Here is a 19,808-nt window from a genome sequence, read left to right as displayed (position 1 = left end):
AATTAAGCTGATTTTTCCTTCAAAATCCTTTGGAACTCAGCATAATCTGTGACTATTTTCACATTGTCAAGGGTCTCGAAGTAGACCTTTTTGATTTTAACCTTCTTTGCAGTTGTGTACTTCATTTCAGGGGGATCATAGGAACCGGGTTCTACAATCTCATCTTCAATGATATATGTTTTTAAATCAGGCTGCCCCACATACTTCCAAACCTCATAGAACACCTCTGGGGCGAGGTGAATTTCTCCCTCAATTTCTGTATAGTCTGCTCCGATATCCTCCAGAAACTCTTTTATAACTTCTAAGTTCATAGAACTCACCATTATATACTTTCATCTCAAGAGTTAAATACCTATCGCTTTAACTATTGGTTGGTGGTGAGAATGGCGAGAGTTTATGTTGATGCTCAAGCCTCACGAGCACTTCAGAAGGGAGCTATGATTATCTTTAAAAAAGGTGTTGTTAGAACTGAGGGGGATATAAAGCCGGGAGATATAGTTGAGGTGTATTCTCGTGGTGGGAAGTTCTTAGGTAAAGGATTTGCGAATCCAAATTCTAATATAATGGTTCGTCTGTTGACAAAAGAAAAAGATGTGGAAATTAACAAAGAACTCTTCAAAGAGAGGATTAGAAAAGCAAACGAATATAGGAAAAATGTTCTCCGTTATGGCAACGTTTACAGGATGGTATATGGTGAGGCAGATTATCTGCCAGGATTAATCGTCGATCGCTTTAATGATATAGCCGCCATTCAGATTTCAAGTGCTGGTATGGAGAGATTTAAGCTTGATGTTGCGGAAGCGATAATGGAAGTTGAGCCAGATATAGAGACCGTTTTTGAAAAGAACACTGGAAGGTCAAGGAGAAGAGAAGGATTACCAGAGATTGAGCGTGTATTGCTTGGTAAAGAGAAATACAGAACGATAATTGAAGAGGGACGGGCTAAATTCATAGTTGACATGCGTGGACAAAAGACTGGGTTTTTCCTTGACCAGAGAGAAAACAGGATAGCTCTTGAGAAGTATATTAGGGGCGGTGAAAAGGTTCTTGATGTATTCACTTACACCGGAGGCTTTGCAATTCATGCGGCAGTTGCTGGAGCTGAGAAAGTGATAGCCATTGATAAGTCTCCAAGAGCAATAGAACAGGCGAAGGAAAATGCAAAGCTCAACGGTGTTGAAGACAAAATGGAGTTCATAGTGGGTTCAGCATTTCCTGAAATGGAAAAACTCCAAAAGAGAGGAGAAAAGTTTGATATAGTAATTCTCGACCCTCCCGCATTTGTTCAACATGAAAAGGACTTAAAGAGAGGATTAAGGGCTTATTTCAATGTGAATTATCAGGGGCTTAAGCTTGTAAAAGATGGAGGAATCTTGGTAACTTGCTCATGCTCTCAGCACGTTGATTTGCAAGCTTTTAAGGACATGATTATTGCTGCTGCGGCAAAGGCTGGCAAATTCCTCAAGATGCTTGAGCCTTATAGAACGCAAGCTCCGGATCACCCGATACTAATGGCTTCAAAGGATACTGAATATCTCAAATGTTTGTTCTTATATGTTGAGGACATGAAGTGATTAAAATGGAAGCTCTCATTAGAGAGCTGTTTTTTCAGGAATTCAGACATAGACTGGACAAGTATGGAACCGAAAAGTTTAGGAGATTCCTCAAGAGAGCACCTTTAGTACAGCTCTCTTTTACTTCTACAGTGTTCTTGATTTTTTCATTTGTATTTCTCAGAGCTGAGAAATTGCTTGGAGAAAGTGAAATTGTTTTTGCTTCATTGGTTTCTGCCTTATTGATTTTTGTTGTGGTCATTTCGTCTTTTCTGGTTGTAGAATTCCTATATTCACTTGTACGAACCCGAGCACTTCAGCCTTTGCTACCTCTCCCGATTAATGTTGAGTTTCTACCGATTAAGACATGGCTCAAATATTACACTCTTCCTCTTATGTTCTTGTTTCTACCTTTTTTCTTGAAAATGCTGAGGTATCATTGGATGGCACTTCTTGTGGCGATGATGTGGTTCATAATCTCGATAGCTATAGGCTGGGGTTTTGGGTGTCTTATTGCGATATTCTCTTTAAGGATGAGGAAAACCGGAATTTTAAGAGATATCTTTAGTCTAACACTGAGAGTTATCTTTATTCTCTTTTTGACTCTTTTCATATTCTATGGTGTCATATTTCCCGAAATATTTAAAAGTGTATTTCAGTTTAGAGCACTGTCAACGTATCTCTTTCCAATTGCTCAGGCGACAACTCTCGTTTTATCTTTCCAAGGAATCTTGCAATGGAAAGTAATTATGGCCTATGCAACTCTTTCATTTCTAATTTTGTTGTTTGGTAATCATTTAATAATGCTTCATCTGATTGAGGAAAGGCAAATTTCAAAAATTGAAAAATCATTTGAAGCAAAACTTCTGCCAAAAATGCTTTCAATGATAGCTAAAGATGTCAAACTTGCCTTGCGGAGAAGTTCATCTCTCTTTGTTCTTCTTATGCCCTTTATCTTCTTAGTACCTCTCACATTTCTCAGAGACGACAGACTTGTAACTTGGGTTATGATAATAGGCTCTTTTGCAGTTATAACGTCATTAAACGTTCAAATTTTGCTTATGGAAGAATATAAAAGCGGCTGGTTCATGTTCTCTCTTCCAGTAAAGTGGAAAGAGTTTAGAAACGCGAAAGCTTTGACATCTTTTATCCTTTTTGCTCCAGTCTTATTAGTTTCTGTGGTTGTCGCAAAAGTTGATATATCAGGTTCTTCTCTCTTCCTTTTTATATTTGGAGCTTTTACTAATCTTTTAATGGCTAAAGCCATAACCTTCTGGCTTACTCGAAACATGAAGGATGAATACACGCTAATGCCTGCATATCTCACAATTGGAGATACGCTAGTAATTTTTGGCTTAGCATTCTTTCTGGTCAATTTTCCAGCGTCTCTTTTCTATCTTCTCCATGGTTATATCAGAATTTTTGCTGGAGTTATTTTCTTGGCATTGGAAGGGATTTTAATAATAGTACTTTACAAGGAGGCTTAACCTTATAAGTTGGGGGAGCATAATTTCTTTGGCGAATGAAGAGAAAGCACCTCCTCTGAGCACTGCAATGAAGATACGCCCACGGTCTGACGCTATAGAGTGAAAATTAAAGAGTGTCTAACTCTTGTTCCTGCTTTAAATTTTATGTCTCTGATTTTATAGCCCATCTTCTCGGCTTCTTGGGTTATAGCATTAAGCAGAGGAGCTTTGTCAGGCAAAAACAGAGCAACTTTTCCTTTAGGTTTCAAGTAGTCTTTTGCCTCTCTCAAGAGCTTGAGTGAGAATTTTTCTCCATATTTGCCTCCGCCTACAGCTTCGATAGGAGTTAAAACCCCCTTTGTGGGCTTCTCATAGTAAGGAGGGGCTGAGAATATAACATCGAATTTTTCCCCCTCTGGAATTAAGCCTTTTATGATCTGTCCTTTGCTTTTTATGAGCTTCACTTGAACCTTATTACACTCAATATTCCTTTTTGCATACTCAAAGAATTCCTCATTGATTTCTGTGGCCCAAGCTTCGCAGTTAAATAGCTTAGCTGCAATAATTGCCATCAATGCAGAATGACCAGTTCCAATTTCGAGGACTTTTTCTCCACCTCTCAAAAATGTCTTTAGAAAAATGTATCGTGAAATTGGAGGGGTTATCAAGCCCTTTGGATGATATTCTATCTTGAGGTCAAAAACGGCTTTCGCAACTGCCTTATTGTATAGAATCCGCGCTTCTCTGCTGCTGAAGTCAAGCTTGCCATTTTTTATATATTTTTGAAGCTCGGGGAAGATTTTCAGAGCTTCCTCTATTTTTAGTCCTATCATTTTCATGTTCTCACTCTCACTATCTGCTATATCTTGGGTTTTTCAAATTTTGCTTACCATTAACAGAAGTTTGCAAAATATGTATAAAAATAGTTATATATGATGAGGATAATATAACAAAATGGTGAACTGCATGGTGAGAACAAAGACACAAAACATATATGGTTCACGATTAGTGCTCCCTTGTGGGAAAGTTGTCGATCATTTAAGTGAAGATGTTATTGAGATGTTTGAGCACTACTATGGTGGCATCCCTATTGATGATGCTGAATGCTTGTTATGCCCCTATGCGGATAGAATAATCCTTGACTTTGGTTTTGTGATCAATGTGTGTATTGCTTCAAAATTTGTAAAGTGAAAGATGAGCGGAAGTCATAATAGGGCTAAAATTGCCATAACTTTTGCGTCCTCAACTATGTTGTCTATTTTAGCGTACTCATTTGGCTGGTGTGCCGTTTCATCGCATGTACACCACACAACTGCAGGGATTCCAAGCATTCTGAAGTAAGCTGCAAAAGTTCCTCCCCCGATTCCTCCAACTTTGGCTTCCTTGTTTCTTAGGACTTTAATCGCTTCTTGGAGCAATTTCACTATTTCGCTATCTTTTGGTGTTGGCTCTGGGGCATCAACCCTCTGCATAACTTCAATCTCAATTTTTGCCCCTCTGTACTTTTCTTCCATTTCTTTTGCAAGCTCTCTAAAATCATTTAAAATGTCATCAAGATTGTACTTGGGCAGAACTCTACAGTCAAATACTATCTCATGCTCCCCTGGGGCTATGTTTGGGGCATCTGATGGATTTCCACCCATAGTTGGCTCGAAAGTGCTCTCAGGTGGGTCAAAGATTTCATCCTTTGCATCATATTTCTCATGGAGGAGTTTGTCGAGCTTATAGCCATATTCTAAAGCAATACGGTGAGCGTTAATGCCTTTATCAGGCATGCTTGCATGGACTTGCTTTCCCTTAAATTTAATTTTCATCCAGAGTATGCTCTTTTCTGCTATTTCTATGAATGTTCCTTCTTGGTTTCCACCATCTGGTACTAATACGAGGTCGTTTTTTCTGAAGAGTTCTGGGTGGTTCTTCATGAGCCATTTTATTCCGTATTCGCTTCCTGTTTCCTCATCACTTACAAATGCAAGGATTATTGTCCTCCTTGGTCTTATGCCAAGATTCATTAGTGCTTTAACTGCATACAGTGAGGCAACCATGCTCTGCCCGTTGTCCTCGCTTCCCCTTCCATAAATTTTCCCATCTTTAATGACTGGCTTGAATGGTTCCGTTACAGTCCACCCCTCCCCGGGCGGGACTACATCTAAGTGGGTGAGAATCCATAAGCGCGGTGCTTCTTGGTTTTCTCCATAATAATAAGCCAAAATGTTCGGTCTTACTCCGTTTTTAGCCCTCTCATCCGGGGCATCATAACGCTCAATCCTATCAAAACCCCAGCCCTTTATTATTTCAAGCAGCTTCTGAGCCTTGTCATATTCTCCCTCGTAGCCGTAGTCGGGGCTTATGGCGGGAATTTTTATTAGTTCGACGAGAGTATTGACCATCTCATCACGGAGCTTTTCTATCTCCAGGGAAACTTTTTCGAGGGTTTCGCTCATTTCGACCACCACCTAAACTATCTCGTCTAATCTTTTAAACTCAACTAAATATCTTTTCCTTAGTTTAATGAGAAACGTCACAAGGCGCTCGTAGAGGGGCTCGACTTCATTCCCAAAGCGGGCCCTCAGGGCCTTCCCTATTTCCCTCACGGTTCTCCTTCCGTCGCAGAGCTCCCACGTGTAGGCGCCTATTTCGTCGAGCTCGATCCTCCTGTAGTCTCCGTGGAGCTTCCTCGCGAGAAAGTCGAGCTTCGAGTCCATCGGGATGAGGAGGTAGTACCTGCCCTCCACCTTTCTGAGCTCGACCTTTTCATTGCGTACTGGAACAAGGTTTAGATAGTCTTCCATGATAATTTCCTCCAGCGTTATAAAATCTAAAAGTTGAAAAGAAAAAGAAAGCGGTTACTCTTCCTTGCCTGTTATGTAGAGCCAGATTAAGAGCCCTACGAGGAGCAGAATTCCTAATATGTTGCTGCTAAAGCCAATTGATGGTGCTTTGTTTGCGACGATGAGTGCTGCAAAGAATATTCCCATTATTGCCTCACCGGCTATTAAACCAGCTGCTCCAAGAACTCCTGCATCGGTTGGCTTTTCTTCAACTTTACTTCCTCTTGCTTTGTTAACTAAGTGTCTTGTGATACCTCCGATGAAAATTGGAATGCCTAAGCTGAGTGGGAGATAAATTCCAACTGCAACTGGCATAACTGGTGTTCTGAACTTTGACTTTTTCATTGCTAAAATTTCATCGAGAATTATAAGAACAATTGCAATTCCAGCACCGATGTAAACCATGTTCCACTCAAGTGTTCCTTTGAAGACACCCTCTGTAACCTTGGCCATTAAGAATGCTTGAGGAGCTGGAAGTGCGTTTGCTTTTGCAGTGGGTGTTCCTGCTATACCATAGGCTTTAATAAGTAGGTTAAGGACTGGGGCCATGACTAATGCAGCGAAGAAAGTGCCAATAATCTCAAATATCTGCTGTCTCTTTGGTGTTGCACCGACTAAATAACCTGTTGCTAAATCTTGCATGGTATCTCCAGCAATTGCTGCTGCTGTACAGATAACTGCCGCAACTAAAATTGTTGCTGCCATTCCTTCAATTCCACTGAGTCCAAGAGCTTTAAGCACTAGAGCTGTAAAGAGAAGGCTCATAATGGTGATACCTGAAACTGGATTATTTGATGAACCAACGACACCCGCCAAGTAACCGGCTATTGAGCTTCCGAGGAATCCAACTATTAGGAGTATTATTGCCATGACTGCAGCAATCCCAACTGAGTTTATGATGTGTAAGTAGAGCAGGAACAAAGGCACAACGAATGCAATAATAAGTATTATAACGTAGTTAAGTGGCAAGTCTTCTTCTGTTCTGAGAACGCTTTCTCCAGCTTGTCTCCTTTTTGCAACCTCAAGACCGGCTTTTATTCCCCTAATGATTGGTCCTCTGAGCTTTACAAGGCTCCAAAGCCCACCGACTACCATTGCGCCAACTCCCATGTATCTAATCTTGGTGCTCCAGATTGTCCATGCGAGATCGATTGCACTTAGTCCATTTGGATTTCCAGTTTTAGCGGCATAGATAGGAATAGCAATAAACCATGCAATAGCTCCACCAAGGAAAACGAGGAATGCAATATTTAATCCAACAATATAACCAACGCTTATTAAAGCCGCTGAAAGGTCGCTTCCTATGTAGAGTACTCTTGAGCCAACCATTTTTGCTGTTTCAACAGTCCCTGCCCAAAGACCAGAGCTTCCAAGAAGCTTATAGAGACCTCCAAAGAGTCCACCGTAAAAGATTGGCTTTGCATGTGATCCACCCTTGTCTCCAGCGATTAGCACTTCTGCACAGGCTGTTCCTTCTGGATATGGGAGCTTTTCTTCAACAATAAATGCTCTTCTGAGGACAACTGTGAAGAGAGCACCTAATGAACCACCGAGGGCTGCAATTATTGTGACAAGGTAGTAGGGGAATTCAGTGTAGTAGTTGAGGACTATTAATGCTGGAAGTGTGAAGATTATACCTGCAGCCAATGATTCTCCTGCAGATGCTGCTGTTTGAACCATATTGTTCTCCAAAATGTTCTTATCTTTGAAGAGTCTTAGAATTGCCATTGAAATAACTGCTGCTGGAATGCTTGCACTTACAGTCATACCTGCATACATTCCAAGATATGCGTTTGCTGCACCCATTATTATGGAAAGAACAACACCCAAAATAAATGCTTTTATTGTGTACTCCGGTAGTGATTTTTCGGGAGGTATATATGGTTTTTGCTCCATTCAAGCCACCCTCCAAAAGTTTTTTTGCATAAGTTAATAAATTAAATTTCATATAAAAATGTTTCTGAAACTGCAAAGATTTAACACTATACTTTATTATCTAAACACCTAAATCGAACATCATGTTTCAAATTACATTTCATGCTTTAAAACTATATGTTCAAAATGGAAAACAACAAAAAGCAAGTGTTAATTTGTGTAATACTCTCTACTTCATTAGTGAGATCTTGTTTTCTTAATTAGTATATTGAGAATTCTGTAGAATGTCTTATATACTATCTGATGCAAACATTTAACATCTGAAAAAAGAATAGGAGGTAAAGGCATGATAGAGATAACATTTCTGGGCAGTGGTGGAGGCAGATTCATAACAATAACACAAACTCGTTCTACAGGCGGATTCTTCATAAAAGCGAGCAAGAAAATCTATGTCGATCCAGGTCCTGGAGCACTTGTAAGGGCTTGGCGGTACAAAATCGACCCAAGACGAATTGATGTTCTCTTTGTGTCCCACAGGCATACAGATCACTGCAATGATGTTGAGGTTATGCTTGAGGGCATAACTATGGGAGTGACAAGAAAAAGGGGAATTTTAATAGCATCTAAAAGCGTTGTCCATGGAGATGAAAGTCACACACCTGCAGTTTCACAGTACCATCTCGATTCATTGGAAGAAATCCACACTCCAAATCCCGGTGATAAATTCATCCTTGGGGAGGAAGAAATGATAATAACGCCTGCGATGCATGCAGACCCCACAACCATTGGTTTTCGGCTTAGGACTAAGCATGGAGACATATCCTACATCCCCGATACTCAGTACTTTGATGAACTCAAGAAGTGGCATGAGGGCGCAAGGGTCATGATAGCTGCTATAACCCGACCCAAAGACATGAGAATTCCATACCATCTGTGCACAGAGGATGTGATTTACATGTTGAAGGGCATGAAGGATAAGCCGGAATTGCTGATTATGAACCACATAGGCATGAAGATGCACTTTGCAAATCCGTATAAGGAAGCAAAGTTTATCGAAAATGTTACTGGAGTGAAAACCCTTGTTGCAAAAGAGGGTTTTAGAGTCACAATTGGAAAAGAAATAAGATTGAAAACATTGAGACCAGCTAGGTGGGTTTGAACTTTGTGATTTTTTCTTTTTTCAAGCCTCGCCCTTTAGGGTGGGACATAAAAACTAAAAATTCAGCACTTTTGGAGGAAAGTCAAAAAGTTTAAAGTTTAAATAGTTTAACACTCATACTCACTATTGGGTGGTTAATAGTGGGTAGAATAGATATTTATCTCCGAGATGATGTAGAGAAAAAGTTCAGAGAACTTGTCAAAAAACTCTATGGGGATAGAAGGGGAGCTTTGAGCATTGCTGCCGAACAGGCAATCCTTGACTGGATTAAAAAAGTCGAACGGGAAGAGGAATGAGGCGAACAGTAACGGTAAAACTTCAACCTTCAAAGGAACAAGAAAAGATTTTGTTCGAGTTAGCTCAAGCTACAGCCATAATCTGGAACAAAATTAACTACCAGAGACTAAAGCAATTCAAGGAATTCGGGAAAATAGACTTTAACGGAACGGAAAAAGAGGCTTATTACTGCTTTAAAGATTGGATTGGTGGTTCAACAGTTCAGCAATTGGCAAGAAAGAATGCCGAAGCTTGGAGAAGCTTCTTCAAACTTAACAAGAAGAAAAAGTCCAGAGAACTTCCCGGGTGGTTCAAGCCCAAGCCACCGAAATTCGTCAAGGAAGAAAACGGCGAAAAACTTTTCATCATTCCTCTCAGGAACGACCAGTATCGGATTGAAGGAAATGTTATCAAGCTGAGGAGGCTCGGAAAATTTGGTAGACTGAGGATTCAATTCAAGGGGAGAATTCACTGGAAGGGCAGGCAGGGGAGGTTAGAAATCGTTTACGATGACGCTAAGAGAAAGTGGTATGCTCACATTAACTTTAACGTAGAGGAGAAACTAATCGGAGGAAAATGGGTTAAACAACCAAGAGAACCAGAAGGTAACTTAACTGCTGGGGTAGATTTGGGCGTAAACAATTTAATGGCTGTTTACGTTGAGAACGGTAAAAGCTTTCTTGTGAATGGCAGACCACTAAAAAGCATAGCCTTTTACTGGCAGAAGAGGATTGCTGAGTATCAGTCTAAAATCAATAAGTCAGGTTCAAAAAAGAGTAGAAGACTTAAGAAAATGCATGAGAAGATAAAACTCCAGGCGAAGCATTACATTAATACTGCAGTTAGGCGGACTGTTGAAAGACTCTACTATTTGGGAGTCTCAAAAATCGTGGTCGGTTATCCCAAAGAAATTGCAAGAAATTCCGATAAGGGCAGAAAGCAAAACTTTCTCCTCTCTCATGTTTGGCGTTTTAATTACGTCATTAAACGACTTAGGGAAGTTGCTGAGGAGTATGGTATTTCTGTTATAATTACGGATGAGGCTTTTACTTCTCAATCCTGCCCTCTCTGTGGCCAACGCCATCCAAACGGACGTATTTTTAGAGGTTTGTTTAAGTGTCGCAGAGAGGGTGTTGTAATGAATGCTGATTTGGTAGGAGCGTTTAATATTCTGAGGAAGATCGTGAAAACCATAACCCCGAGCCTGCCGGGTTTAACGGCAGGTAGGGGTAACTGGCTCAAGACCGAGCCAGAGGGGCTGAATTTAGGCTATGAAGCTCCTCAAACCTCCCCCTCACTGGCGAGGGATTAAGCTGAACCCTCGCCGTTCACGGCAGGGAGGAGGTCAGAGCCTTTGAAACTATGCCATAGGCTAATTCAAATAGTTTCCTCATTTTCTTTTCTGTCTGTCCTTCCACAACAACTCTGATTTTCGGTTCTGTTCCAGAGGGTCTTACCAAAACCCATGATCCATCTTTAAGATTGAACCTTACTCCAGAAATTGTGAGAACTTCTTTAATCTCGTCTTTCAGCTTTCTTTCAAGCTCATTTCTTGCAACTTCCATAACTTTTGGCTTCAGCTCGTCTGGACATTTAACATTCTTCTTTATCAACGGATACTGAGGTATATCTTTAACGATCTCTGAAAGAGGTCTCTTTTCTTCGTCAATCAGCTTGATTAGAAGCCCCATCGTTACAAAGCTATCAATCCACATTCCAAATTTTGGATGAATGAACTTCCAAGGTTCGGCAGCAAAAATTGCATGATATTTCTTTATACCATCATGGAGCTGACCTAATGGTACACGATAAACCTTTCCCCCTGCATCTTGGACAACCTTATCGATTCTAAAGCTCGTATTTATTGATGTAACAACGACCCCACCTTTGTTTTCTTCCACATAGAGTTTGGCAAAGAGTGCGATTAGTGTATCCTCTGGAATGTAGTTTCCCTTTTCATCAAAAACTGCTATCCTATCGGCGTCACCATCTTGAGCTATTGCTAAATCAACACCCAGTTGTCTAACGAGATCTCCAAGATATGCAATGTTCTCATACCTTGGCTCTGGTTTTCTACCCGGAAAGTGTCCATCCAAATGAGCATTAATTGAGATTACTCTTGCCCCCATTTCCCTTAGGAGGTATGGGGCTATCATACTGCCGGTTCCATTCGCCCCATCATACAGAACCGTGAGATTCGTTTCATGTTCCACAAATTTTAGCACTGCATTTATGTATCTTTCTTTTAAATCCAGCTTTTTAACTTCCCCTATTTCATCCCATTTTGCTATTTTGTAGCTTTGGGAGAAGATTATTCTTTCAAGCTCTTCTTCCTGTTCCAGGTAGAATTCAACACCATTTTCGTTAAATACCTTGATTCCGTTGTCTGTTGGGGGGTTATGTGAGGCAGTTATCATAACCCCTGCATCGCCTAACTTGTTAGTTGCCCAAGCAAGCATGGGAGTTGGTATTAAGCCCAGCTCTATCACATCACATCCTGTGCTCAGCAACCCGCTTATGAGGGCATTCTCCAGCATTACACTTGAAGTTCTGGCATCCCTACCAATTACAACCTTCCCAGAATTAATGTATGTCCCCAAGGCTTTTCCAACGTTTAATGCCAGTTCTGGGGTTACTTTGGAGTCAATAGGGCCCCTAATTCCAGCTGTTCCAAAGAGCTTCATAACACCACCAAGTTAATGTATGGCTTAGCTTTATATATCTTTAGCCTCCCACTTGTAAATTGCCAGTCCCCTATAATTTTCGAGCCTCATCTCTATTGGAACAACATCTGTGGAAAAAGGCACAATGTATAGGGGGACTTTAATGGTCTTAGCGAGCTTTAATAAGTAGGGCATCATTTCTGGTGTTGGTCTGATTGAGTACATGGCTTTCGCTTGTTTGTAAATTTCAAGCCGAGGGTTAAAAATGTCATCAACAATGGCGTTTAGTCCTATCTCTTTTGCCCTTTCAACAGCTTTCGGGTTCCAGTCAATGACTACGACATCAAATCCCAGCTCTTTTAACTTTAACGCAACTTTAAAATTAAAGCCAATTCCGATTTCTATGATTTTTCCTCTTTTAACTTTTTGCGCAAAGTATTCTGCAAGTTTCTCGTACATGATTAAGAGAAAAGAAAAAGAACTTAAAAATCTTTAGAAAATTGCTTTTTCAGTCTTTTTATCGAAGATGTGTACTTTCTTCATGTCAAACACTACGTCAATTTCTTGACCTTCTTTTACCATTGATTCGGCATGGAATGCACCAACAAATGTTAGATTCCCTACCCTTAAGTGAACAATCCTTTCGCTGCCTAAGTTTTCTACGATATCAACCATTGCCCTGATCATGTTTTCTCCTGGAATTTTAACTTGGGCAAACATTGCATCGTAGAGGTCTTCTGGTCTTATACCAAAGATGACTTCTTTTCCTATGTAACCCAGCTCTCTCAGCACTTCTGCTTGATCTTCAAGAAGTTTGAGCTTAAATTCACCAAAATCCACCCAAACTCCTCTTTCATCCTCAACAACTGATGCATCAAGGAAGTTCATTGCTGGTGAGCCAATAAAGCCACCAACAAAAACATTTGCTGGCTTGTTGTAAACTTCATCTGGCGTTCCAACTTGCTGCAGAACACCTGCATTAATTACAGCTATCCTGTCCCCCATTGTCATAGCTTCAACTTGATCGTGGGTCACGTAAATTGTGGTAACACCGAGTTGCTTTTGCAATTTCTTTAATTCAGCTCTCATTCTGACTCTAAGCTTTGCATCCAAGTTACTTAATGGCTCATCCATAAGAAAAACCTGAGGTTGCCTTACTATTGCCCTTCCAAGGGCGACTCTCTGTCTTTGTCCACCGCTTAATTCTCTGGGTTTTCTCTTTAAAAGCTCAGTTAAACCCAACATTTCTGCAACTTCTCTGACTCTCCTGTCTATCTCCTGTTTTGGAACTTTTCTAAGTTTAAGTGGAAATGCTATGTTATCATAAACAGTCATATGAGGATACAGAGCATAGCTCTGGAAAACCATTGCGATATCTCTATCCTTTGGGGGAACAAAGATACCCTTTTCAGGATCAGCCACTAATTTGTCCCCAACATATATCTGTCCTTTTGTTGGTTCCTCTAATCCAGCGATCATTCTGAGTGTCGTTGTTTTTCCACAACCACTTGGACCGAGAAGAATCATGAATTCTCCATCTTTTACATGAAGACTCATATCCTGAACTGCAGTTACTTCGCCAAACTTTTTCCACACATTTATCAACTTAACCTCTGCCATCAAGTCCACCTCAGTTTGTGTTTACTTTTAGTAAACATGAAGGGTGTCATGATATAAATAAGTTTTGATGTTTAGTGTTAAGGTTCCACAATAAAGAAATAAGAAATGAAAGCGTTATCTCTTTCTCTTAAGCAATACTGGTAGCAATGCGAGCCCAATAATCAATGCTGGTCCGCAGATTCCGCTCTCAGTTGGTGAAGTCTCGCTTGGAGTTGGTGAAGTTGTTGTTTTGCTGGGAGTGCTTGTTGTAGTTGTTTTTGTTTCTTTGGTAGTTGTGGTTTGTGTTGTGGTAGTAGTCGCTTTAGTGGTAGTTGTTTCCGTTTTTGTTTCAGTTGGCGTCGGCTTTTCTTCACTCTTTGTTCCCTTTATTATTGGAATCATGAGAACAACAGCCCTTTTTCCGGCTTTTGCATCATAGCTGCTTAGCATTTCCTCTTGCGTTGGCTTGTATCCTTCTGGAACCAAAAGATCATAAACCCTTGGTGCAACGTTGTTTATGACTGCATCGGGTTCTGCCCCGCCTCCTTTCCACTCTTCAGCTTGGACAGCAACTGGTCTCCATTTGTCTGGGCCATAGCCATCCTGAGAGCCTACAAGCACTGCCCCATAGAGACCATAATCTTCATTAATCTGAAGGTACTTCTTAGGTAGCTCGACAATGATTGCATTTCTTGTTGGATCCGCTGATATCTTTAGTTCTCCTTGAATTGGCTTCTCACCAGGCACAACGATTATGTTTCCGTAGTCCCAGCCGGCTATTCTCAGTGCAACGTCCCATGGATGATTTGGATCAAGATCAACGTTTGAACCTGGTCCGTCTGGGAACATTTTGATTGCTGATGTGTTCCCTCCTTCTTTGAAGTCAAAATAAACTTCAATGATTTGCAGACTGAATCCATTCGGACCGTTCCATGGGTTGTCTCCAAGCTCCTTGAAGTAGAACTCAAGCTTCCAGTACTCATCCTCTTCCGTCATCTTGAACTTGAGAAGATCCAAGTGGTGTGGAACGAACACCTTGTTTGTTGCATAGGTATAAGTACCTGGACCATGGTCATCTCCTTCTGGATCTTTGATGACGATTCCTGTTTTGAGCAGTGGGAGCATCCTAACTGTGGCAAGCTTGATGTTCTTTGCATCATAGCTCTTTAACTGCTCTTCCTGTGTTGGTTTGAATCCTTTTGGAGCAAGGAGATCCATGACGCGAGGAGCAACATTGTTTATCACGGCATCTGGCTCAGCTCCACCAATCTTCCACTGTTCTGCTTCAACTGCCACTGGTCTCCATTTGTCTGGGCCATAGCCATCCTGAGAACCTACAAGTACAGCGCCATAAAGTCCATAATCCTCATTAATCTGAAGATACTTCTTGGAAACCCTTACGATTATTGCGTTCTTAACTGGATCCGCTGAAATTTGAAGCTCTCCTTGGATAGCAGTCCCGTTGGATAGCACGATTATGTTTCCGTAGTCCCACCCAGCAATTCTAAATGCCACATCCCATGGATGGTCTGGGTCAAGTTGCACATTGCTTCCCGGTCCATCTGGAAACATTTTGATTGCTGATGTGTTTCCACCCTCTTTGAAGTCGAAGTACACTTCAATTATCTGTAAGCTGAAACCATTTGGACCGTTCCATGGATTATCCCCAAGCTCCTTAAAGTAGAATTCCATGACATATGCATCTGTTTGTTCGAGCATTCTAAAGCGAAGCAGGTCAAACGCTCCTTTAACAAACACTTTATCTGTGGCATATGTGTAGGTTCCTGGACCGTAGTCATCGCCTTCAGGGTCTGTTATGTCAACTATTGGAATCCCTTTAACTTCCATTGGGAGCCTAAGTTCAACAGGTGTTGTTATGACTTCAAGGTTGCCATCTTTAACCGTCGAAACTGCAAAGTAAAAGTCTTCTGGCGTTTCAATGTAGTCAAAGGGCACAACTATCTCAACACCGTCGCTGAGCTTTTTCACTGTTGCCTCTCCAACTTTTTCGCTCGTTTCGTAGTCTTTTGCTTTGTAAATTTCAGCCTTTCCATCTTTGTAAACCACATGCTTGGTAATCATGAGCCCTATGCTGTCCTTGATATATGGGAACAAACTGTATTCATATTTTGGTGTTCCTTGAAGTAGCGTAAATGTATTTCCGATTATTTTTCCTTTTTCGTAAATGCTTATCTCAAATTGCTCTGGAGCTCCTTTAATTACAAAGTGCATTCCATCCTTGTCAAAGTAAACTTCGACTTCCTTTGCGGAAGTTGAGAGGCTTGAATATGTTTTTTTCTCTCCTTCTCCGAGCCCAGAGAGTTCTCTCACGCGATATGGTTGTCCATCTGGGAAGTAGTTTCCGTAAAGATAGCTTGGAGGCTTGATATTTGCGAGCTTGTAAATCCCATACAGATATGTTTTAAGATAGCGGTCAAATGTGTAATCCTGACCGCTGTCCTGATCGTTCCCGTACCACCAGAACCAATCGCTTGCTTCGGCTCTCAGCAGGTATTCATAAGCTTTGTTCCACTCTTCTGGAGACATCTTGTCCTTGTTTTCAAAGAGGGCTTTTCTTGCCAAGTAGAGCCAATACCATGCGATATTTTCTTGCGGCTCACCTATCCAAGTTGAAAGTGTTCCATCAACCCAGCTTGACTCAATCCATTGCTGTGGTTCCGTAACGCCGACCATGTCATAGAGCTCGTTCAGACTTTTGGCCTCAAGGAGCTTCTTCGCTTTGTTCTCTGTTGACAAATCTAAGCGTTTGAGCTCTTTTGGAGTCAGCTTGTTTGCCTTGTCGCCATAGAGCTGTATGTACTCGCTTGGTGTCAGGGTTCTAATTAGCCCCTGCTTTTGGAGTTCAGTGAGCCTTTTATACAGCTGTTCAAGGAAGATCTTGCCATCGTATGGATAGTGCTCCCATGGATTCTCCCCATCAAGCGTTACAACGTATACCAAGCTGCCGTCGTAGTTCTGTTTTTGGATCTTCAAGAGCTCGTTGATAAAGTCTTCAACAGCTTCATATTGGTTCATTCCGCTGTACCTGAAACCAACCCTATCGCTTAAGTCGTGATTTCTTGGGAAGAGATAAATCTTCTTTCCATTAAATTCGGCGACCCAAGGCTTGTAGTAATTTTCAATGCTGTAGGGAATTCCCATTCTCTCAAGAACAAGCTGATCCGTCATGACCCACTGCCAGCCATTTTCTGCTAAAATCTCCAGTGTTTTGTCATTTAAAGCACTCTCAGCAGCCCATCCGCCCTTTGGCTCGACTTTCCCTCCACCAAGATATTTTTTGTATAACTCATCAGCTTTCTTAACGTGGGCATCAAAATCGCTTTCCCAGCCGAAGTCGTTGAGAATTGGTCCAATCGGATGAGCATACGGAACGACTGTGACTTCAACATTGCCATTGCCTAAAAGGAGGTTTATCTTTTCGTGCTCTTCAAATGTGTGGTTGAGAAGCCACATCTGATGCTGCAATACCGTCTTAACGTCGTCTCTCGTGTAGCCTCCAGTGTTTCTCTTTTCATAGATTGCTTTCAGGTCATCGTGCATCATTATGTAATTGTAGTCGATCCAGGCTAAGTTGAAGAGAACTGCAAGATCAATGTAATCCTGTTCTGTGAATTCAGAGGTAATTTTCTTTTTTTGCTCATCTAATGGCAAGCCCCCATACATTGCAAATGCTTTGTTTCTCTTGTCTTTGAGTTCTGTATAGCGCTTCCAGAAGCTCCTTATTGGGTTTCCGTTTTTGTCTGTAACTGGTTCTCCATTCCATGGAATGGTGTGGTCAAAGAATCCTCCAGGTGCTTGGAGCATAAACCACTTGTCGTCTATGCTTAATGGCTCTCCATTCGCAATCTTCTCTGTGATTATCTGGTATGTGTCTTTTTTACCGTTCATGTAATCTGCTAATTGAGCAATTAATGAACCGGACAAATCGATTGTAGCGTGTACTTCGGGATACTTGCTCAGATAATACGCCATCTTCCAGTAGTTGTTTGCCGCATGAAGCCTAACCCATGGTCTTGTGTATATATCTTGAATTGGGTCATAGTAATATGGCTGATGCTGGTGCCACACTATTATAACATTTAGCGGCTTTGGTTCTTCACCCTTGGCTGGAACTGCCAAAGTGCTGAAGAGAACTAAAAAAATTGCAAGTATGGAAAACACCTTCCTCATTCCATTCACCTCATTCTTTTAATCCTCCAACTGTCAGACCACTTCTGACGTAGTTTTGAGCTAACATAAACATTATAAATACCGGTAACGCGAACAGCAATGCAGCAGCTGCAAAATAATTCCAGTCAATCCCTCTTCCAATTCCTCCCATGAGGAGGTAAATCCAAACTGAAAGTGGTTGATTCGCCTCTGTAAGTAGAAGATTTGCCAAGATGAATTCTGTCCATCCCCCGATAAATGCAAAAATTGCTACAGTGGCTATTCCAGGAAGCGCCATGGGCAGGAGAACATACCTGATGATCTGTAGGTAACTCGCTCCATCCACAAGAGCTGCTTCATCGAAATCTGGACTTATTGAGTCTATGTATCCTTTAAGAAGCCATGTATTGAACGGAACACTTCCTGCTGCATATATAAGGGACAGAACGGGCAGTTTGTCGTATAGTCCAAGTTTGACAATCATGCCGTAGAGGGCTATTAATCCCGCTATCCCCAGACCTCCAGCTACTTGGGTGAACATCAAGTAGAAGTACAGGACGTGCTCTCTTCCGAAGAACTTAAGCCTTGAAAAGGCATATGCTGCAGGGATCACAAAGAACAATGTTAGTATCACTGTAAATCCTGCTATGAACAGGCTGTTCTTAAGGTGACCAAAGAACACTGAGTTAACAAACTTCCCAACTGCGGTTATCTCTACAGCTCCTGTGTTTCGTGCTACTATGTATCTTTCCATTGTCCCGCTAACTGTAATCCCATTGATTCTTCCATTTTCCAATTTGACATTCTTCACCACAGCGAAACCTATAGAGCCGTCTTTGTTGATCCTCGTTAATCTAAAGGCACCGGTGATTTCTCCATTAAACGGCCCCTCTTTGGAGCCGTTCTGTCCGACTCTAAATTTGACCTCCTTAAAAGGAATTTCAAATCTTAACGCTGTGAATGGTCCTGCCTTTACTGTCCCTATTATCCTTCCGTTTGTCACATACAAGATGTTTCCATCAAGTTTTCCATTTCCTTCCATTTTTCCAGTAAAGTTTGCTGAAATTTTGCTACCTTCAAATCCAAAGAGGACTTCTTTATACGCTTCAGCAGTTATGTTTTTGGGAATTAGTGTAAGCTCAGTAGTTGCTAAAGTTGAAACCGGTTTTATAGAGACTGTAAAGATGTAGTAGACTGGGAAGAGAATAACGAACATTATAAGAATGGCCACTAAAGTTACTGCGAATGCCTTAATGACTTCGCCCCTCCTTTTTGGCAATCTGATATTCATCCCTTGGCACCCTCCTGTAGCTTTGTTATTTTAACGTTGACGTACATGTAAACCGCTAAGACAAGGGTTGCAATTACCATTATTGCCGCAGCTCTTCCGTAATGTGGTGATGCTCCGAATGCCTTTCTGAATCCGTATAGCAGGAGGAACTTGTCCTCGAAGAGCCCGGCGTTGTAGAGATAGGGTACCATAAAGTACTGGAAGCTTGCTGCTGATGTTAGAATTGTGGCAAAGGCTATGGGTTTGCTAACTATCGGGATTACAACATGTCTCAAACGTTGCCAGTATGTTGCTCCATCAATTATTGCTGCTTCAATTAGGGTATCCGGAACTGATTGCAGAGCAGCTGTGATTACCGTCATCATGAATGGATATGCAAGCCAGACCTCGATTATGTTAAGGGCTATAAACCCCCACCATGGATCATTGATCCAGTTTGGAGGATTTGAAATCCCAAGTGACTTTAGTACAATATTTATTGGTCCAAAAACAGGATCGAACATAAATCTCCAAACGGTGATTGAAAAGAGCAAAGGCAACGCCCAGGGGATTATTAGAAGAGATCTATAAAAAAGTCTGCCTCTCACATATTTATTGTTATACAAAATGCTCAGGAATATCCCAGAAGAAACTTTCAGTGTCACACTTGTAAGCACAAAAAACCATGTCCATAGAAAGGCTCGTCTAAATTTTTCGTCACTCAACGCCCATTTAAAATTCTCCAATCCAACAAACTGCAACTGTTTAGTGGACTCAATGGGGAAGTTTCCAAGCTGGGCATTTGTGAATGCAATATATATTGAATAAACTATCGGCCACAAGTTGAATGTGAGGAATGCAACTATGCCCGGAAGAATTAGAAACAGTGCAACTACTGTTGTCTTTTTCATCATTTTTCACCTCATTCATAAAATTAAACAAAAAA

Annotated in this window: 17 protein-coding genes; 6 read left to right on the top strand and 11 right to left on the bottom strand. The window is 41.2% G+C overall.

All coding sequences use genetic code 11. The features are described from left to right. Positions 1-2: 2 nt before the first annotated feature. Positions 3-311, bottom strand: a complete 309-nt coding sequence (locus VFC49_RS06505; protein WP_324734865.1) for a DUF5748 family protein — start codon at positions 309-311, stop codon at positions 3-5. 72 nt (positions 312-383) lie between these two features. Between VFC49_RS06505 and VFC49_RS06500 the strand changes: the two genes are divergently transcribed. Together VFC49_RS06500 and VFC49_RS06495 are read left to right on the top strand one after the other, a co-directional pair. Next, positions 384-1,574, top strand: a complete 1,191-nt coding sequence (locus tag VFC49_RS06500; protein WP_324736666.1) for a class I SAM-dependent rRNA methyltransferase — start codon at positions 384-386, stop codon at positions 1,572-1,574. Between the two features lie 5 nt (positions 1,575-1,579). Further along, the gene (locus VFC49_RS06495; protein WP_324734864.1) at positions 1,580-3,040 is read left to right on the top strand and encodes a hypothetical protein; all 1,461 of its coding nucleotides are present in this window, start codon (positions 1,580-1,582) and stop codon (positions 3,038-3,040) included. 92 nt (positions 3,041-3,132) lie between these two features. On the opposite strand, the gene VFC49_RS06490 is transcribed toward VFC49_RS06495, so the two are convergent. Then, a complete protein-coding gene (locus VFC49_RS06490; protein ID WP_324734863.1) occupies positions 3,133-3,858 on the bottom strand; it encodes an RlmF-related methyltransferase in 726 nt (241 codons plus the stop codon). A gap of 127 nt (positions 3,859-3,985) precedes the next feature. On the opposite strand from VFC49_RS06490, the gene VFC49_RS06485 reads away from it, so the two are divergent. Further along, positions 3,986-4,210: a hypothetical protein gene (locus VFC49_RS06485; RefSeq protein WP_324734862.1), complete on the top strand. Its 225-nt coding sequence runs from the start codon at positions 3,986-3,988 to the stop codon at positions 4,208-4,210. Positions 4,211-4,224: 14 nt separating this feature from the next. On the opposite strand, the gene VFC49_RS06480 is transcribed toward VFC49_RS06485, so the two are convergent. Genes VFC49_RS06480 through VFC49_RS06470 form a run of 3 tightly spaced genes read right to left on the bottom strand, consistent with a single transcriptional unit; the run spans position 4,225 to position 7,746 of the window. Beyond that, positions 4,225-5,463, bottom strand: coding sequence for a M20 family metallo-hydrolase (locus VFC49_RS06480; RefSeq protein ID WP_324734861.1), 1,239 nt, complete (start codon positions 5,461-5,463; stop codon positions 4,225-4,227). Positions 5,464-5,475: 12 nt separating this feature from the next. Further along, positions 5,476-5,811, bottom strand: coding sequence for a PqqD family protein (locus VFC49_RS06475; protein WP_324734860.1), 336 nt, complete (start codon positions 5,809-5,811; stop codon positions 5,476-5,478). 54 nt (positions 5,812-5,865) lie between these two features. Further along, complete coding sequence (locus VFC49_RS06470) at positions 5,866-7,746, bottom strand: OPT family oligopeptide transporter (RefSeq protein ID WP_324734859.1); 1,881 nt, start codon at positions 7,744-7,746, stop codon at positions 5,866-5,868. 325 nt (positions 7,747-8,071) lie between these two features. Here VFC49_RS06470 and VFC49_RS06465 point away from each other — a divergent pair, with 325 nt between their 5' ends. From VFC49_RS06465 to VFC49_RS06455, 3 genes are all read left to right on the top strand, one after another. Next, positions 8,072-8,884 (top strand): MBL fold metallo-hydrolase, encoded by an 813-nt coding sequence (locus VFC49_RS06465; RefSeq protein ID WP_324734858.1) that lies wholly within the window; start codon positions 8,072-8,074, stop codon positions 8,882-8,884. A gap of 140 nt (positions 8,885-9,024) precedes the next feature. Beyond that, positions 9,025-9,180 (top strand): hypothetical protein, encoded by a 156-nt coding sequence (locus tag VFC49_RS06460; protein ID WP_324734857.1) that lies wholly within the window; start codon positions 9,025-9,027, stop codon positions 9,178-9,180. Continuing rightward, positions 9,177-10,472, top strand: coding sequence for a transposase (locus VFC49_RS06455; RefSeq protein ID WP_324734856.1), 1,296 nt, complete (start codon positions 9,177-9,179; stop codon positions 10,470-10,472). Before VFC49_RS06460 ends, VFC49_RS06455 begins: the two co-directional genes overlap by 4 nt. A 16-nt stretch (positions 10,473-10,488) precedes the next feature. On the opposite strand, the gene glmM is transcribed toward VFC49_RS06455, so the two are convergent. From glmM to VFC49_RS06425, 6 genes are all read right to left on the bottom strand, one after another. Further along, a complete protein-coding gene (gene glmM, locus VFC49_RS06450; RefSeq protein WP_324734855.1) occupies positions 10,489-11,844 on the bottom strand; it encodes a phosphoglucosamine mutase in 1,356 nt (451 codons plus the stop codon). Between the two features lie 30 nt (positions 11,845-11,874). Then, a complete protein-coding gene (locus tag VFC49_RS06445) occupies positions 11,875-12,282 on the bottom strand; it encodes a UPF0146 family protein (RefSeq protein WP_324734854.1) in 408 nt (135 codons plus the stop codon). 33 nt (positions 12,283-12,315) lie between these two features. Beyond that, positions 12,316-13,443: an ABC transporter ATP-binding protein gene (locus VFC49_RS06440; protein ID WP_324734853.1), complete on the bottom strand. Its 1,128-nt coding sequence runs from the start codon at positions 13,441-13,443 to the stop codon at positions 12,316-12,318. A 114-nt stretch (positions 13,444-13,557) separates the two neighbouring features. Then, the gene (locus tag VFC49_RS06435) at positions 13,558-17,613 is read right to left on the bottom strand and encodes a glucodextranase DOMON-like domain-containing protein (protein ID WP_324734852.1); all 4,056 of its coding nucleotides are present in this window, start codon (positions 17,611-17,613) and stop codon (positions 13,558-13,560) included. A 10-nt stretch (positions 17,614-17,623) separates the two neighbouring features. After that, entirely contained in the window at positions 17,624-18,883 is a 1,260-nt protein-coding gene (locus tag VFC49_RS06430) for an ABC transporter permease subunit (RefSeq protein ID WP_324734851.1), read from the bottom strand. Further along, on the bottom strand, positions 18,880-19,773 hold the full coding sequence (locus tag VFC49_RS06425) for a sugar ABC transporter permease (protein WP_324734850.1): 894 nt from the start codon (positions 19,771-19,773) through the stop codon (positions 18,880-18,882). The genes VFC49_RS06430 and VFC49_RS06425 overlap by 4 nt, the downstream gene beginning before the upstream one ends. Positions 19,774-19,808 lie beyond the last annotated feature (35 nt).

It is taken from the genome of Thermococcus sp. SY098 (assembly GCF_035621495.1).
Taxonomy (GTDB): domain Archaea; phylum Methanobacteriota_B; class Thermococci; order Thermococcales; family Thermococcaceae; genus Thermococcus_B.
Note: the sequence above shows the minus strand (reverse complement) of the source record. Positions and strands in the feature narration are given on the sequence as shown.

Excerpts from the sequence above, each read along its gene's own strand:
- VFC49_RS06465 (WP_324734858.1), top strand. The coding sequence starts at position 8,072 with ATGATAGAGATAACATTTCTGGGCAGTGGTGGAGGCAGATTCATAACA.
- VFC49_RS06490 (WP_324734863.1), bottom strand. The coding sequence starts at position 3,858 with ATGAAAATGATAGGACTAAAAATAGAGGAAGCTCTGAAAATCTTCCCC.
- VFC49_RS06445 (WP_324734854.1), bottom strand. The coding sequence starts at position 12,282 with ATGTACGAGAAACTTGCAGAATACTTTGCGCAAAAAGTTAAAAGAGGA.
- VFC49_RS06500 (WP_324736666.1), top strand. The coding sequence starts at position 384 with ATGGCGAGAGTTTATGTTGATGCTCAAGCCTCACGAGCACTTCAGAAG.
- VFC49_RS06430 (WP_324734851.1), bottom strand. The coding sequence starts at position 18,883 with ATGAATATCAGATTGCCAAAAAGGAGGGGCGAAGTCATTAAGGCATTC.
- VFC49_RS06455 (WP_324734856.1), top strand. The coding sequence starts at position 9,177 with ATGAGGCGAACAGTAACGGTAAAACTTCAACCTTCAAAGGAACAAGAA.
- glmM (WP_324734855.1), bottom strand. The coding sequence starts at position 11,844 with ATGAAGCTCTTTGGAACAGCTGGAATTAGGGGCCCTATTGACTCCAAA.
- VFC49_RS06485 (WP_324734862.1), top strand. The coding sequence starts at position 3,986 with ATGGTGAGAACAAAGACACAAAACATATATGGTTCACGATTAGTGCTC.
- VFC49_RS06440 (WP_324734853.1), bottom strand. The coding sequence starts at position 13,443 with ATGGCAGAGGTTAAGTTGATAAATGTGTGGAAAAAGTTTGGCGAAGTA.
- VFC49_RS06480 (WP_324734861.1), bottom strand. The coding sequence starts at position 5,463 with ATGAGCGAAACCCTCGAAAAAGTTTCCCTGGAGATAGAAAAGCTCCGT.
- VFC49_RS06435 (WP_324734852.1), bottom strand. The coding sequence starts at position 17,613 with ATGAGGAAGGTGTTTTCCATACTTGCAATTTTTTTAGTTCTCTTCAGC.
- VFC49_RS06495 (WP_324734864.1), top strand. The coding sequence starts at position 1,580 with ATGGAAGCTCTCATTAGAGAGCTGTTTTTTCAGGAATTCAGACATAGA.
- VFC49_RS06505 (WP_324734865.1), bottom strand. The coding sequence starts at position 311 with ATGAACTTAGAAGTTATAAAAGAGTTTCTGGAGGATATCGGAGCAGAC.
- VFC49_RS06470 (WP_324734859.1), bottom strand. The coding sequence starts at position 7,746 with ATGGAGCAAAAACCATATATACCTCCCGAAAAATCACTACCGGAGTAC.
- VFC49_RS06425 (WP_324734850.1), bottom strand. The coding sequence starts at position 19,773 with ATGAAAAAGACAACAGTAGTTGCACTGTTTCTAATTCTTCCGGGCATA.
- VFC49_RS06475 (WP_324734860.1), bottom strand. The coding sequence starts at position 5,811 with ATGGAAGACTATCTAAACCTTGTTCCAGTACGCAATGAAAAGGTCGAG.